The organism is Janthinobacterium sp. 67 (assembly GCF_002797895.1).
GTDB lineage: Bacteria > Pseudomonadota > Gammaproteobacteria > Burkholderiales > Burkholderiaceae_D > Janthinobacterium.
The window spans coordinates 5,373,941-5,388,156 of record NZ_PGES01000001.1 but is presented as its reverse complement, the minus strand read 5'-3'; the positions used below and the strand labels follow the sequence as shown (position 1 = coordinate 5,388,156).

Annotated in this window: 14 protein-coding genes; 1 reads left to right on the top strand and 13 read right to left on the bottom strand. The window is 61.4% G+C overall.

Going from position 1 to position 14,216, the window contains the following annotated elements; all coding sequences use genetic code 11:
• Nucleotides 1-23: 23 nt before the first annotated feature.
• The 12 genes from CLU90_RS24110 to CLU90_RS24055 all read right to left on the bottom strand — a co-directional run bounded on the left by CLU90_RS24110 (nt 24) and on the right by CLU90_RS24055 (nt 13,033).
• Nucleotides 24-698 carry a hypothetical protein gene (locus tag CLU90_RS24110; protein ID WP_139178388.1) on the bottom strand — a complete coding sequence of 225 codons (675 nt, stop codon included), beginning with the start codon at nt 696-698 and terminating at the stop codon, nt 24-26.
• 85 nt (nt 699-783) lie between these two features.
• Nucleotides 784-1,050, bottom strand: a complete 267-nt coding sequence (locus CLU90_RS24105) for a PAAR domain-containing protein (RefSeq protein WP_092716081.1) — start codon at nt 1,048-1,050, stop codon at nt 784-786.
• Nucleotides 1,051-1,062: 12 nt separating this feature from the next.
• Nucleotides 1,063-2,763 carry a type VI lipase adapter Tla3 domain-containing protein gene (locus CLU90_RS24100; RefSeq protein ID WP_092716079.1) on the bottom strand — a complete coding sequence of 567 codons (1,701 nt, stop codon included), beginning with the start codon at nt 2,761-2,763 and terminating at the stop codon, nt 1,063-1,065.
• Nucleotides 2,764-2,913: an effector protein Tle3 domain-containing protein gene (locus tag CLU90_RS30220; RefSeq protein ID WP_157808890.1), complete on the bottom strand. Its 150-nt coding sequence runs from the start codon at nt 2,911-2,913 to the stop codon at nt 2,764-2,766.
• A gap of 11 nt (nt 2,914-2,924) precedes the next feature.
• Nucleotides 2,925-3,413 (bottom strand): T6SS effector phospholipase Tle3 domain-containing protein, encoded by a 489-nt coding sequence (locus CLU90_RS24090; protein WP_092716075.1) that lies wholly within the window; start codon nt 3,411-3,413, stop codon nt 2,925-2,927.
• An 18-nt stretch (nt 3,414-3,431) separates the two neighbouring features.
• Complete coding sequence (locus CLU90_RS24085; protein WP_092716072.1) at nt 3,432-6,227, bottom strand: type VI secretion system Vgr family protein; 2,796 nt, start codon at nt 6,225-6,227, stop codon at nt 3,432-3,434.
• A 213-nt stretch (nt 6,228-6,440) separates the two neighbouring features.
• Nucleotides 6,441-7,436 (bottom strand): extracellular catalytic domain type 1 short-chain-length polyhydroxyalkanoate depolymerase, encoded by a 996-nt coding sequence (locus CLU90_RS24080; protein ID WP_092716070.1) that lies wholly within the window; start codon nt 7,434-7,436, stop codon nt 6,441-6,443.
• Between the two features lie 123 nt (nt 7,437-7,559).
• Nucleotides 7,560-9,764 (bottom strand): TonB-dependent receptor, encoded by a 2,205-nt coding sequence (locus tag CLU90_RS24075; protein ID WP_198511256.1) that lies wholly within the window; start codon nt 9,762-9,764, stop codon nt 7,560-7,562.
• 148 nt (nt 9,765-9,912) lie between these two features.
• A complete protein-coding gene (locus CLU90_RS24070; protein ID WP_092716068.1) occupies nt 9,913-10,734 on the bottom strand; it encodes an alpha/beta fold hydrolase in 822 nt (273 codons plus the stop codon).
• Between the two features lie 116 nt (nt 10,735-10,850).
• Nucleotides 10,851-11,489: a TetR/AcrR family transcriptional regulator gene (locus CLU90_RS24065; RefSeq protein WP_035825265.1), complete on the bottom strand. Its 639-nt coding sequence runs from the start codon at nt 11,487-11,489 to the stop codon at nt 10,851-10,853.
• A gap of 94 nt (nt 11,490-11,583) precedes the next feature.
• The gene (locus tag CLU90_RS24060) at nt 11,584-12,540 is read right to left on the bottom strand and encodes a bifunctional helix-turn-helix transcriptional regulator/GNAT family N-acetyltransferase (RefSeq protein ID WP_092716066.1); all 957 of its coding nucleotides are present in this window, start codon (nt 12,538-12,540) and stop codon (nt 11,584-11,586) included.
• Between the two features lie 70 nt (nt 12,541-12,610).
• Nucleotides 12,611-13,033, bottom strand: coding sequence for a hypothetical protein (locus CLU90_RS24055; protein WP_092716064.1), 423 nt, complete (start codon nt 13,031-13,033; stop codon nt 12,611-12,613).
• A 134-nt stretch (nt 13,034-13,167) separates the two neighbouring features.
• Between CLU90_RS24055 and CLU90_RS24050 the strand changes: the two genes are divergently transcribed.
• A complete protein-coding gene (locus CLU90_RS24050) occupies nt 13,168-13,512 on the top strand; it encodes a DUF1993 family protein (protein ID WP_092716062.1) in 345 nt (114 codons plus the stop codon).
• Here CLU90_RS24050 and CLU90_RS24045 read toward each other — a convergent pair.
• Nucleotides 13,450-14,166 (bottom strand): SDR family oxidoreductase, encoded by a 717-nt coding sequence (locus CLU90_RS24045; protein ID WP_092716060.1) that lies wholly within the window; start codon nt 14,164-14,166, stop codon nt 13,450-13,452. The two genes, CLU90_RS24050 and CLU90_RS24045, sit on opposite strands and share 63 nt — an antisense overlap.
• Between the last annotated feature and the right edge of the window lie 50 nt (nt 14,167-14,216).

Here is a 14,216-nt window from a genome sequence, read left to right as displayed (position 1 = left end):
AAAATAAATCGAGGGTGCGCAGCTTACAGCACCGGCGGGCAAGTCACATTCCACGCGTCATACTGGGCGCCACTCTTGCGCAGCCAGACGCGGGCGTAGCTGTCGCGGTCGCTCTTGAACACGAGCGCATAACGCTCTTCGGCACGCGGTGCGGCGGCGCCCACGTCGACGGCCGCCAGCGAAAACTTCAGTGCCCGCAATGGCGCGCAGGCCGTATTACCTGCCATCAATAACCGCGCCCGCTCCAGCAGCGGCTTCTGGTACAACAACACGCCTTCCAGCTCCGCATCGGGCACGCGCTGCAGCATGCGCACGGGTTCGGCCACCGCGCGGCAGGTGCCACGGTCGAGCCAGGCGTAATACTCCATCCCCGCTTCCTGCCAGCGCGCCTGCTTGCCCTCGCCGTGCAGCACGAACTTGGTACGCTGCGTCCGGCACAGCGCGCCATGGCCGCGATACGGCGACGTTTCCACGCTGCCCACCACTTCGCTGCCGCGTCCGCCCACCACGGGCACGCTCTCGAACACGGTACGCGCAGCCGGCTCGCCCGGATATTGCTGCGCATAAAACTCCAGCAGGGACGCGCGCTGCTGCGCATCCACGGCCACCGCCTCGGCGGCACTGGCAGAGAGGCACGCGGCCGACATGACACACAGCGCCAAGGGGCGCACGAAATAAGCTGGCATGGATCCTGGCATGGTATTCCTTCAATCGACGTTCAAGGGCGGGTATCGTCCAAGCGCAGATTATATAGTTAGCAGGAAATACCTGGAGCGTACCGCGTCAGGACGTGCGGAAGTTGACGCCGCCTGCGAGCAACTTGGCGCCGCAAGTGGTGGTGTCGCCTTCGAAGGCGATGGCGATGCCGTTGATGCTGTGCCGGGACGAGCCGCTGGCGATCTTGCAGCCCTGATGTCCCTTGATAGGGCAGCTGCACAAGTCCCCGACGCAGGCGACGGCAATGCCATTGACCGTAAAATGCGTGGCGGCACAACTGAGCACCTTGCCGCCATGCGACGTGGCGTCGCCCAAACGGATGACTTTGCGCATGCTGCCTCCGAATTATTGTCCCGCCTGGCTTTCCAGAATCGCTTCCACCGACGGTGCCGCATAGTTGGCCGGATCAACGGACGGCGTGACGCGGCTGCGGAAGATGTCGCCACCGGCATCCTGTTGCTTGCGCGTTGCGTCCGATGGCGGCGTAATAAAGATGATGCTGGCCTCATTGCTGTCGCGCAAATTAATCGCGGCACTGGCACCGCCATCGCGATAGCTGCCCATCACGCCGATGGCCATCTGCATGAACCAGGTGGCCGCGCCGGTATTGCCCAGGCGATGATCGGTATTGATGAACTGCGTACTTTTGCTGCTGTCGATTTCCGGACCGCCCTGTGACGCATAGTCATGCAACATACCTTCGAGCATCAGCAACTGCTCGGGCTGCTTGCCTGTGCTGGCCACGATGCGCGACGGGCCCTTGCCGCGTTCGGCTTCCGGCAAGGTCTGCAGCGCCTGTTGCCAACCCGCATTGAATATCTTCTGGCGCTGATCACGCCGCGTGACGGGCTTGCCCTCTTCATCCGTCAATTTGACGAATACGGGCCGATGCACGAAACCGAACGAGGGTAGGCGGTCGAAGGTTTCCATCTGTTCCCGGTTCCACGGAATGGGAAACCACGGCGTTGGCTTCCAGTCGCGCGGAGGACGATTTTCCCAGGGATTGAGTTTATCGAAGGTATGCAAGCCCACGCCGCGAATATCGGGACGCTGGGCGAACGCGGCCGCGGCGGCGAGCCATTCGGCGACGGTGGGTTGACGTTCGCTGAAGGCTTCAGGTCGCTGCTGTTTCGCGCGCGAGGGCAGCGATTGCATGACCTCGTAATACATCCCCCGCAGTTTTTCCTGGACGAAGTTATTCTCCGGGTCGTCCCAGACAAAAGGGCGCAACGGTTCTACTCGTTCGCGGCGCGCCAGGATAAATACTGCCGTGGCATCAGGCATATCCGGAATGAAATACCCGTTTACCAATTTCCTTGCCGTACCTGGCTTCCGGTTGCCATCCCGCGTGCCAACACTGTCCTCGGAATGCAAAACGACGTAGGGTACGTCGGGATGCTTGTCGAAAAAATCAAATACATCAATCAGCAATTGGTCAGGATGCTCATCCAGCTTCCAGGAAGCAATCGAAAACAAGTGCCAAGCCATGCCAGACGTGCCAGCGCCAGCCACGAGTCCCGCCATCGGCTCAATCAAGCTAGGTTGTGCTGCCGGGTCGAGAATGGGTGTACCTGCATAGAACGATGGTAATCCCCAATACAGCGGCGTAAAATTAACGCCGTTTTCCAGCGCATCATAGGCCCGGCCGCCGCCTTCCCCGTCCTTGTCGTCTCCCGTCCATGGGTATTTCTTGGGATCCTGTTCACGTATGCTGGTGTAAGCACTTCCTTTTTGTAAGGCTTCCCACAATTTTCCCTGGCGGTATTTATCCAGCGTCACACCCAATCCGATCACTTCCAATACATACTCTTGCCCTGGTTCCACAGCTTTCTTTGGCTGTTTCTCCTGCAATTGTGAGGCAATTTCACGCGCCTGGCTCTTTGATAAAGCGCTGAGCCATAACAACCCAAAGAATAAAAATACAACAACTATCGATATTCCCAACCAACGAAGCGTCATCATGGCTATCACCTTTTTTTCCTGCAATTTTGGAGAAACAATAATCGGTCCAAGCAAGTTCTTACCAGTGGGGCTACGACAATCCATTTATTTTTCTTTTTTTTCGGTCACTATTATCAGTATTCCATTGCGCCCTTTTTCGTTGCTCTTCAAGTCCTTCACCCGCCAATCCGCCACCGCACACAAATACGCATAAAACTGCGGATCCGAACTAGCCTTGCCGCTACCAATCGCCACGTCATACGCGGTTAGATACCCGGACGCCACATGTCGGGCAAGCTGCTGGTGGCGTTGCCAAACGGCCCGCCTTCCTTGGATAAATCCTTGTCCAGGCGGTTACTGTAGCGGTCAACAAACTGCCCATTGACGATGTCGATTTTGTCCTTCACTTCACGGTAGCCCCAGTAAAAAGGAATCACGGGGCTGTTGGTATCCTTGGTGATCGTGCGCTTGAAGAAGACGGCGTCTGGATCGTCTTCCAGCTTGTCCTTGTCCGCCGCCACGGGCATGCGGTAGGTGGCCGGCGTAAATGGTCGTCCCAGCCTGGCGGCCAGGCCGGTACACAGGCCATCTTCCACCGCCTTGTAGCTGACGCCCACGTCATTGACGCCATGGATGACGATGATATTGCCCGGCAGGCTGCGGCGTATTTTTACCTTCTTGCACACGCTGCGCTCGCAATGCAGGATCGCCACGTCCTCGCCCACGACGTACGGTATTTTCGGATAGCTGCCCATCGCACTCTCCTGGCGTCATCAATCCTTGTTGTTGAACACTTCGATGGCGGCCAGGTGCATCGCTGCACGCTCCAGCACGTCCGTCTTGCCGCCTCCATCGCTGCGTCCACCGGCGGACGAGCCATCGCCCAGCTTCACGGCAAAGTGCGCCTGCGGCGCCAGTTGAGGTGCTGGCGGCACGCCATCGGCGGGATGCTCATCGCCCTCATATTGAAAGATAAACTGCTGATCGGCCTTGCCCTCGGCAAAACTTGGCAATTGCACCTCCATGCTTTGCGGGTCATTGAAGACGAAGTTGGGCGCATTAAAGTTCAGCGGCGACTTGCTGCCAAAGGTAATGCCATCGGCGATGCGGATAAAAGCGCCGTGCTTGGAGATAAGTACGATTTCGTCAGCCATACCCGTCAGCTTGCCGTCGCTGGCCGTCAGCTTCAGGTTTTTCCCTGCATTGAGTTCCATGTCGTCATGCTGGCTTTGCAGCAGGAACTTGCCATGGTGCGCGATGGCTCGGATGCCGTCCGCGTGGGAAAACAGCGAGATCCCCTTGCCCGCGTTCACGCTGTAGCGTTGGCCTGCCACCGCTTGCAGGTGCTGCTGCGCCACCATATCAATATTGCTGACGGCATAGCTGACAATGGCTTTAGAGCTGGCAAAGCTGATGCCGGCAGGCGCCGTGACGGCGATCACCGGCGCACCGCCCAGTTCGGCATGGGGTTCCGTATTGCTGCCGCCTTCCCAGCCTTTCAAGCTGTGCTGCAATTCCTGCTGCGCCTGCTCTTCCTGCTCCAGTGCCTGATGCGTCGCGGCATAGCTGCCCAGCGAACGAAACAGTTCCAGGCAGTTTTCCATCAGGCCCAGATATTCGCTGCGCGCCATGTGGCTACCATCGCCATTCAGGCGCTTCCAGGCCGAGATCAGCATGCCCTTGCCCGCCCGCATCGCCAACTGCTCGTCGGTGCGCATTTCGGCACCCTCGCCGCGCGCGTCGCTCTGGCCGTTGCGCCGGTCCTGCGTCAGCCAGCCCAGGTTGAGCTGGGTGGAACCATGATCGCTGGCAAGCTGGGCATTGATTTGCCCATGGACATCATCAAAGCGCAGCTGATTGCCACGCGTGCCCTTGATCTCGCGGCTCTTGATGCCGGACAAATAACGGTTGCCGGGCAGGTCCCCCGCCTTGCTCAAGGCAACCGGCTGGGCGCTGTGGTTGTACAACTGTCCCACGATGATGGGTCGGTCCGGGTCGCCACCGAGAAAGGCCAGCAAGACTTCGCTGCCCACGCGGGGCAAACCCAGATAGCCGCATTGCAGCATGCTGCCGGCTCCGCTTCCCGCCCAGCTCGACGCGACTCTTACCCAGGCCGAATCGGCGTCCGTGTCGGAAGTGCCCGTGCCGCCGGCATGCTCGTGGTCGACCTTGCGCGTAGCGGGGAAGCGCACCTTGACACGGCCCATCGCATCGCAATGGACTTCCTCATTGGCCGGCCCCACCACCACGGCGCTTTGCATGGGAACTGGCGGCAGGTCGATGCGTGTGTCGTAGGCCGGAACGATGGGCACGCCGCGCCGCACGGCAGTCAGTTCAATATGCATGCGCAGGGCGCCACCGTCCACTTCGGCCGCCAGATCGCGCTGCTGCAGCACGCCCTCATCGTCCAGCCAACGGTTGCGCGCGAACAAGCGTGCCACTCTGGCGGCGAGCTCCCTGGGCAAGTTATTTTGCGCCGCCACCCGCAGCGACGTGATGACAAAATCGCGCTCTACCGCTGGCAAGGTGTCAATGTCGGGGTGCTCGGCCAGAGTAAAATATTCGCCCGGGCACAGGTCGCGTACGCTGCCTTCGGCATGAAAGCAATGACTCTCGTAATCGTGTTGCTGCATGGCCAGCATGCCCAGCTGGCACAACGCCTCATGGTCCACGCCCGCGCGCGGTGGCAGCACGCGGTAATCATCAAGCGTGGCGGCAATGGCATTGCCATGCATGCCCTGCTGCCCCCGTCCCAAGGCATCGGCGGCCATGAACGGCCGCGCACGCGGGTGTTCTTCATTCCAGCTATGGCGCGTTACCTTGCCCGACTGTAGCTTGCGCACTTCGCTCCACGAGGTGAGCGTGTCGCGTTCTTCCGTTGCCCGGTCCGCGTGATAGCGCACGGTGTCCGCCATGTTTTTTCGCAAGCCGTCGGCATGGTTGAACAACACCAAGGTATGCGCCGGCTCGGCATGTGCATCCGTATTGCCCTCCGCACGGAAAAACCAGGCGACGCCGCTGCGTTTGAGCAGGCGCCGCACAAAGGCCGCATCCGACTCATTGTGCTGCATGACAAACTCGCGCTGCGGATATGTCTGCGCTTCGAAGAAATCGGCAAACACATACTGAAACGCATGCGCCAGCACGGTATTGTTGCGTATCCATTCGTCGAGCAAAGTCTGGACGATCTCGATATCCGTCAGACGCCGGAAGACGCGCGTATTGCAGCGCTTTTCCATGATGGCGAAGGCATCCGTCAGCACCAGCTGGTAGCTGGCCAGCGCGCCGTCGCTGTCGCCGGCGCTCGCTTGCGTGACAAGGCCGCAGATACTGCGCAGCTGCCCCTGGTCAGTGACGATATCGATAGCGACGGGCAAGGCAATCAAACTACTGAGCGGCAAGTCGGCATGTGTCGAGACACACAGCACGCGGTATTCGAGGCCGCCACATATCGCCTCTCTGCCGGCAATGCGCTGCGGTATCAACACATCTGCGGGCACCTTGGGCGAAACACCCAGGCGCAGGCGCAAGGGACGCTGGGCACCCGATATCAACTCGTCACCGTCCATGGCGTTCTCCTCGTTCACACTTGCCTCTAGTCAAGCTGGAGAACCGACAATGCCATGGGATGACAGGGAAATACTTGATATTTAGTAAGAATCCGCCAAGATACCCAATACTTCCATCAACCTTTTCCGCTTGGCCAGCAGCACGGGCCTTGAGCAGCACAATGGGGCGCAATCGCTGCGCCCCATGGTCCAAGCTGCAAGTTTCTCACGCCATCAGCGCTGATAATTCTTGAAGAAATTCCAGCTGATCACGGTGGCGTCCGGACCCAGCTCATCGCTGAAGGGCCAGCCGGGAGGGCCGCCGCTCCACGCGTGGTTCATGCCCTCGACCGTGTACTTTTGCGCGATGACGGCGCCGTTGCGCAGGTACGAGTCGATGGAGTAGCTGCGGCCGTACGGCACCGTCTGGCGCACGATGCTGTCGGCACGGTAGCGCACGCTGTCATTGTCGAGGCCATCGTCGCCGTAGTCGCTGGTCTGCAGAAATTGCTCGATGGTTTGCTCGCCGTTGACGGGATTGACGACGATGTCGGACGTGCCGTGGAATACCATCGTCGGCATCAGGCGGCGCGGCGAGCCGGAGCAGCGCCACGCATCCTTGCCGCGTACTTTCGGATCGAATGAACTGCCGTTGAACAGCGAGTCGGCGGCCGTGACCAGGCCGATGGCACCCTTGTACATGCCGCCCGAATGCACCATCACGGCAGCGAACACGTCCGAGTAACAGGCGGCCATGATGGACGCCATGGCGCCGCCCGCCGAGATACCCGTCACATACACGCGGCTATCCTGCACCGCATACTGGTTCTTGACCTTGTTCAAGATGCCCATCAGTACGGCCGGCTCGCCCGTGCCACGCTCCTGGTTCAAGGGCAACATGAAATTCCAGCAGCGCATGGGGTTGGCCGTGGCGTTCTGGCGCGGATAGACGACGATGAAGTTTTCGCTGTCGGCCAGCTGATTGTAGCGGCTGACGGCGGCCATGCTGTTGGGCTCGGAACCGCAGCCGTGCAGCATCAGCACGACGGGCAGCGGCGTGTTCGGATTGTAATTGCTCGGTAGCCAGACCTGGTATTCACGCGAACCCCACAGGCTCGCGTACAGGCCGAAGTCCCACTGCCCGGCGGCAGCCGGCAGCGCGGCCAGCAAGCCGCAGGCGGCGACGAGTGCAGATAAGAAGTGACGCAGTTGCTGATGCAGATGTGCCATGCCAGTCTCCTGATTATTATTCACGACGAAAACAGCGACAACAACCGGCTTGACGCCCGTCAAGCCGGCACTTCCGACCGGCGAGGCCCGACCCGACGGGTCCGGCCCCGGCAGTGAAGAACTTTAAAATTTATAGCCAACCTTGGCGATGATCTGGCGCGGCGGACCGTAGAAACCGTCGAGGATGAACACGGCGGGAATGTTGTAGCCATCCGTGCGATAGCGTTTGTTGCCCAGGTTGCTGCCGTGCAGGCTGAAGGTCCAGTTCTTCGGCGCTTCCCACACGACGCCAGCCGTCCAGATGCTGTAGCCGCCCTGCGCCAGGGTTTCGCTCAAGTCTGTGGTCGGATACACCTTGCTGCGGTAGCCATAGCCGACCATGCTGCGCAAGGCGCCGCCGAAGACGTCGCGGTCCGTGCGCGTCAGATTCAAGCCCACTTGCCGGGCTGGCGTATTGCTGAACTTTTGCGTGTCCGCGATGTTCTTGCCGCCGCTCATGTACTCGTCATAGTTGGCGTTCAGCAGGGCGAGAAAGCCGTTGACTTCCCACTGGCGGTTGGGCCGCCACGAGAATTCGAACTCGGCGCCTTTCACGGTCGCCTTGCCCGCGTTCGTGAAGTCGCCATAGAAGCCCGGCACGCCGCCCGGCTGCACATAGCTGGTAAACACGGACAACTGGATATCCTTGTAGCGGTTGTAGAACAGGGCCACGTTGGCGTCGAACGTATCGTCCGGTGCCGCGTACTTCATGCCCATTTCCAGCGCATCGAGTTTTTCATCCTTGTACGGCCGCGCGGAATCGGGCACCACCAGGTTGTTGGCGCGCACGTTGTAGCCGCCCGACTTGAAACCGCGCGACAGGTTGCCGTAGAAATTCGTCGTCTTCGACGCTTCGTAGCGCACCGACAGTTTCGGCGAGGTATTGCTGACGGATAGCGACTTGTCGAAGTCGGCCGCCGTCTGGATGGGCCGCGTAAAACCCACGTCGGCAAAGGCGCGGTTGAGCACGACGGCGCGCTTTTCCTCGCGCGTGTGGCGCAAGCCTGCATTGATGCTCCACACCTTGCCCAGCGGCCAGGTCCAGTCCGTGTACAGCGCCGTGCTGTCCGTCTCCACCGTGCTGACGGCGGCCGTGAACTGGCGTCCCAGGAAATTATTGTAGATGCCGCCGCCGGCCGTGCCTTCGAAGCGGTACAGGCCGATCACGCCGGCGCCGTAGTCGCCGCTGTACGAGGCCTGCAATTCCAGACTCTTCTGCTCGTCGCGCGAGTCGCCGAACACGTCGGCAATCGGCTGCGGCAAGCCGTCGAAGTCGATGGTTTGCTCGGACGTGCTGCGCCGCTTGGCGCCGATCACTTTCACGGACCAGTCGTTCGAGAGCGTGTAGTTGGCCACCAGCGAGCCGCCCCGGTTGTGCGTGAAGTTATGGCCCGGCATGCCGCTCTGGATATCGTACGCATCCGTGCTGGCCGGCCGCTTGAGCGGGTCGAAAGCGCTCACGCCCATGCGCTGGAAACCGCGCACGCCGGACTTGTCATCGGTGGCGTCCAGGCTCAGCACGACCGTCAAAGGGATATCCTGCGGAAAGTAACCGACGGACAGGCGCGCGGCCGTGCTGTCCTGGTCGCTGACCTGCTCGCCATTGAAGGTGTTGCGGCCGAAACCGTCGCGGTCCAGCTTGGCGGCCGCCAGGCGCGCGCGCCAGGTGCCGCTCTCGTTGGCCAGATTGAAGGCGGCCTTGAAATTGCGCTGGTTATAGTTACCGATACCCACTTCCGCCGACGCGCCATTTTCCTTCGCCAAGGGGCGCGAGATGTACTTGATGGCGCCGCCGATGGTGTTCTTGCCGTACAGGGTCCCTTGCGGGCCGCGCAGCACTTCGATGCGCTGCACGTCGAACACGTCGAGCAGCGCGCCTTGCGGCCGGGCCATGTAGACGTCGTCGAAATAAATGCCCACGCCCGGGTCCACGCCCCAGACGGGATCGGCCTGGCCCACGCCGCGAATGAAAGCCGTCAAGGTGGTATTCGTGCCGCGCGACGCGTACACGGTCAGGTTCGGCACCCGCTCCTGCAAGTCGGCCAGGTTCTGGATATTCGCCCGTTCCAGGGCCTTGGCGGAAAACGCCGTGACGGCCAGCGGCACGTCCTGCAGGCGTTCTTCGCGGCGGCGGGCGGAGACCGTCACGGTTTCCATGCGTTCTTTCGCATCGCTGGCTTCCTGGGCTGTGGCGGCGGTGGCCGGGCTGCCATCCTGCGCATGTGCCTGGGTAGCAAACGCGCCGGCAACGGCGAGGGCGGCGGGCATCAATTTCAAAGCAAGTTTCATAGCGTCTCCAATGTCAGGCTTGCTTACCGCCAGGGAAGACGGCCGGATGCCAGGATCGCAAGACGTAACGGTACCCGCGCGCGCAATGCGAGCACCTGCCCTGCGATGACTGTTTCCCGGCCCTCGGCCCGTGCGGCGAGTGGCCTGTTTATTTTGAATTTATAGTGAGGAAGGACTGCAACAAGGTATTCACACGCTGCGCCTGGTCCAGGGGCGTGGCGTGGCGCGAGTTCGCGATGATCTCGATCTCGCAATGCTGAAACTGTGCGGCAAAGACCCGCTTGCTGGCGACGGGCGTGTAATCCTGGTCCGCCGCCATGATGAAGACGGGCATGGCCAGGGCCTGGAAATGAATGTCGATATCCCAGTGGAAAATGGCGTCCAGCGCGGCCAGGTAGGCGCGCTTGTCCATGCCCGCCATTTGCGTGGCGAAGCGTTCGGCGAGCGCTTGCTGGGCAGCATCGGGAAACAGTTTCTTGCCGATGATCTTGCCCATGGTTTTCAGGCCGAAAGTGGCGATCACCGTGCGGCGCAGCCAGTACGCGAACAGCAGCGCGACCGGTTTGCTGCCCTGGAACGGTTGGGAATTGATCAGGCACAAACTGGCCACTCGTCCGGGGGCGCGGTTGGCCATTTCCAGGCCCACCATGCCGCCCAGGGAAAAGCCGACGATGTGCGCGCGCGGCACGTCGAGCTGGTCCATCAAGTTGAAAAGGTCATTGGCGAAGTCGCCGATCTGCCAGTCGCCGTTGGGCGTGGGACTGGCGCCATGGCCGCGCAGGTCGGGCACGATCAGGCGATAGCTGCAGCCGAGAGCGTCGATTTGCGGGCGCCAGTCTTCGGCGCAGGAACCGAGGCCGTGCAGCAAGAAAACGGGCTCTGACTGCGCGGGCTCGCCCTGCCCCGTCTCAGTGCCGAGACCCAGGTCGAGGTAATGCAATGGAACATCGGATGTCGTGTGACGCCGCATTCTGTCTCCTTGCTGTTGAACATGCTTTGTGTTCAGGTGCAGGAATATGTTTTCCCGCTGTTGGAAAACATAATACGGAATCCGAATTCCGATTTCAAGTTAAATCGCTAAATAGTTCAAGTCAGGTAATTTAAAGCAACACGCACCAGTTCATCCTCGAGCGCCGCGCCTGACAAAAAGGACAGCGAGCCCGTCAGGGTGTGCTGGTTCAGGATGCCCAGCAGCACGGGCGGCACCACCATCATCGCCTGTGTCGGGTTCGGGTGGCGGATGCTCGACGACTTGCTGGCCAGCACGGCCACCGTGCGTTGCGAGATCAAATGATTGATCTGATGCACCCTGTCGCGAAATTGCGCATCCTGCGACGCGCGCGTGATCAAGGCGCGCAAGACGCCGCTGCGCCCACCATTCACGGCCACGAACATGGCCACCATGGCGCGGATGAACTCTTCCAGGCTGCGCCCTTCCCACTGGCGCAGCTCCGTCAGCGTCTCGACCTTTTCCACCATGTCGGAAAAAAAGCGCTGCAGCAACAAACGGCTCAAGGTGTCCTTGTCGCCCAATAAACGGTAAAACGTGCCCACCGAGGTTTCCGCCAGCTTGGCCAGGTCGGCCACGCCGATTTCATCGAAACGGTTTTCCGCCAGTAACTGTTCACCGACCTGCAGCAGGCGCTCGAACGCCTGCTTGCTGCGCGCCTGGGTGGGCTCAGGGGGAACGATCATCTGCGGGAAGGGCATCGGAAAGGAAGGCATGCGGCGTCGGCGTCTCTCGATAGTGGAACCGTGGTTCCGTTATGGGTGCGCGTATTGTAACGCGGGAGACGGCCGATGGGTGCGTTCAAATGTGCTACCTGCCCTGCCACTCCATGTAGACATCGGCGCGCTGGTAATGGGCGTCGCCGGCCGGCCGCGCCACGTGGGTAAAACCGCTGCTTTCATACAGGCGGATGGCGGGCGCCAGCTTGCTGTTCGATTCCAGGAACAGCAGTTGCGCGCCGCTGGCCTCGAAGGCGTCGAAAGCCCGTTCGATCAGCCGGCGCGCGATGCCCAGACCCTGGCATTCGGGCGTGACGGCCATCTTCGACAACTCGATGCTGCCATCGCCGGCGCGGATCAGGGCGCACGTTCCAACGATCTTGCCGTCCAGGCGCGCGAGGAAAATCTGCCCGCCAGCGTCGAGAATAGAACTTTGCGGATCGGACAGCACCTTGTCATCGAGTGCCTCGACATAGAAATAGCGTTCCAGCCAGGCGATATTCAGGCGCTTGAAATCGGGCGCATAATCGGGGGCGTAATCGATGATTTCCACGGCGGCCCGCTCGCGCTGGCGCCGGCAAGCGGCGATGGTCTCTCCAAAGCCTTGCGCCTGCAAGCGTGCTTCGGCCCGGTCCAGGCTGGCCATCAGCTGCGGCGTGCCCTGTTCGAACACGGCATCGACGGCCGCGCGCACGTCGTCCCACAGCGGCGCCATGTCGCGCAACAAGGCTAGCCCGGCATCGGACAGCGCCAGCAGGCGGCGGCGCTCGTCCTTGGCGTCCGGCATCTCCGCCACCACGCCGGCATCGAGCAGCTTGCGTCCCAGCTGCACCACCACCGGATGCGTCTGCCCGATCTGCGCGGCCAGGGCCGTGATCGACGTGGGGCCGTTGTCGCGCAACAGCAATAACAAGGGGAAACAGCGTGACGTCAGTTCGACGCCGGCGGCCACATAACTGGTATCGACACCGGCATACAGTTGATCGGAAAGACGGCGCAGGCGGCTGGCCAGCATCAGGGAGCCGTAGGTTTGCAGAGTGGAGGACATGATTAGCAAGATATATGTAAGTAGTTACGTATACCGTAACGTAAACCTGTCTTGCAGGTCAAGCGCTGGCTTAGTCCTCTTCCAGCGCCGCTTGCAGTCTGGCCTGGAATACCGCCTCGGCCAGTTCGCCCAGTCCCGGCCATACCTGCATCAGCCAGCGCCTGCCCTCCTCGCTCACCGCCACATACGGCGCGTCGCGCGTGGCGCAGGCCAGGCCGATTGCGATGACTTGCCCCGCATCGTCCAGGCCACCAGCGACCATGGCGTCGATGGGCATGGCGATCAGCTCGGCAGTCAAATGCGGACGCAGCAGGCAGGCGGGTGCGATGATGGCGAACGACGCTTCCACATAGCTCCAGCAATTGGTGGGCCAGTGGGCGTTTTTCACCTTGTCCAGGAAGGCAGCGTCACTGATTGTTTCAGGATGGGCTTGCGCCTGCGCATAGAAGGCGGCCAGGGCGACGAGTTGCGGCGGGGAAGTCCAGGTGGGCATCAATCTTGATCCAGGCAAAGCCGCTCCATGCCGGCGGCAAAGGCGGACTGTAGCATGTTCAAGCGGCACGCTGAAACGCGGCTGGGCCGGGCATACTGCCGGCATCGCTCTCGCCCCTTTACCTGAGAAAATCCATGTCGGTCTACGCCATCACCATCGCCTGCTTTGCACAGATGCCGCGCTCCCTGACGATGCTGTTAACTAAAAGCCAAGAACGCGCCCAGGCACTGGGTTTCGATGCGCAAAACCTGCTCGACGCGCGCCTGGCGCCCGACATGCACACCCTGGCGCGGCAGGTGGAATTCACGCGTACCCAGGCGCAGGAAGCCGCGTGCCGGCTGACGCGGCAAGCGCTGCCCCTGCTCGCCACGCCCGCCAACCTGCGGCAAGCCAGGGCACTGTTTCCGGCGAAAAGCCTAAAAGCGCTCGTCGTGCAGCGCCGGCATCACCAGTTCGCGCACAAACGAGGCATTCGATAAACTCAGCAGCATGCGCACAACGGCGACGACGTCATGCACGGGAATCAGCTCGCCTTCACCCCGCGCGGCAGCGTCCGCCAGCGGCACTGCCAAGCCATCATAGGTATTCAAATAGCCCAGCTGCAACGCCGTCACGGCCAGTCCCTGTTCGCGGAAACCTTCGCGCAAGGCGTCGGCGATGCCGTTCAGCGCGAATTTAGACGCGCTGAACGTCACTTCCGGGCGGCCGCTCTGGCGCAGGCCTGACGTGGAGCCCGTGAGTATCAGCTGCGGCTTGCTGCTGGTCAGCAAGCGGGGCACCAGACGCTTGAGCAGCAATATCGTCGCCGTGATGTTGGTATTGACCATGTCGACGATGGCGTCGTCCGCATCGCCCAAGAAAGCATACTCGTCGCTGAAGGCCTTTTCTTCCCACACTCCGAGGTTGTAGATCACGGCGTCCAGCGCGGCAGGCGCTTCGCGCGCGATGCGTTCGACGGCCTCGGCGGGTACCGCCAGGTCCGCTGCGATCCATTGCAGCTGCGTGCCCTGGCCGGCAGGCAAGTCGGCGGGTTGCTGGCGCGATACGCCGATGACGGCATGTCCGTCCGCGAGCAAACCGTCCACCAGCGCGCGTCCCAAGCCCCGGCTGGCGCCCACGATCATGATGTGCATACTGTGTCCTTTCCAATGAAGTCAACGCCGATGATAGCGGCGTTGTATTA

What these genes read in the sequence shown, in the direction of transcription:
- CLU90_RS24055 (WP_092716064.1), bottom strand. Translation starts at nt 13,033, where the DNA reads ATGCCCACCTGGACTTCCCCGCCGCAACTCGTCGCCCTGGCCGCCTTC.
- CLU90_RS24075 (WP_198511256.1), bottom strand. Translation starts at nt 9,764, where the DNA reads ATGAAACTTGCTTTGAAATTGATGCCCGCCGCCCTCGCCGTTGCCGGC.
- CLU90_RS24060 (WP_092716066.1), bottom strand. Translation starts at nt 12,540, where the DNA reads ATGTCCTCCACTCTGCAAACCTACGGCTCCCTGATGCTGGCCAGCCGC.
- CLU90_RS24105 (WP_092716081.1), bottom strand. Translation starts at nt 1,050, where the DNA reads ATGCGCAAAGTCATCCGTTTGGGCGACGCCACGTCGCATGGCGGCAAG.
- CLU90_RS24050 (WP_092716062.1), top strand. Translation starts at nt 13,168, where the DNA reads ATGTCGGTCTACGCCATCACCATCGCCTGCTTTGCACAGATGCCGCGC.
- CLU90_RS24110 (WP_139178388.1), bottom strand. Translation starts at nt 698, where the DNA reads ATGCCAGGATCCATGCCAGCTTATTTCGTGCGCCCCTTGGCGCTGTGT.
- CLU90_RS24065 (WP_035825265.1), bottom strand. Translation starts at nt 11,489, where the DNA reads ATGCCTTCCTTTCCGATGCCCTTCCCGCAGATGATCGTTCCCCCTGAG.
- CLU90_RS24080 (WP_092716070.1), bottom strand. Translation starts at nt 7,436, where the DNA reads ATGGCACATCTGCATCAGCAACTGCGTCACTTCTTATCTGCACTCGTC.
- CLU90_RS24090 (WP_092716075.1), bottom strand. Translation starts at nt 3,413, where the DNA reads ATGGGCAGCTATCCGAAAATACCGTACGTCGTGGGCGAGGACGTGGCG.
- CLU90_RS24100 (WP_092716079.1), bottom strand. Translation starts at nt 2,763, where the DNA reads ATGGATTGTCGTAGCCCCACTGGTAAGAACTTGCTTGGACCGATTATT.
- CLU90_RS24085 (WP_092716072.1), bottom strand. Translation starts at nt 6,227, where the DNA reads ATGGACGGTGACGAGTTGATATCGGGTGCCCAGCGTCCCTTGCGCCTG.
- CLU90_RS24070 (WP_092716068.1), bottom strand. Translation starts at nt 10,734, where the DNA reads ATGCGGCGTCACACGACATCCGATGTTCCATTGCATTACCTCGACCTG.
- CLU90_RS24045 (WP_092716060.1), bottom strand. Translation starts at nt 14,166, where the DNA reads ATGCACATCATGATCGTGGGCGCCAGCCGGGGCTTGGGACGCGCGCTG.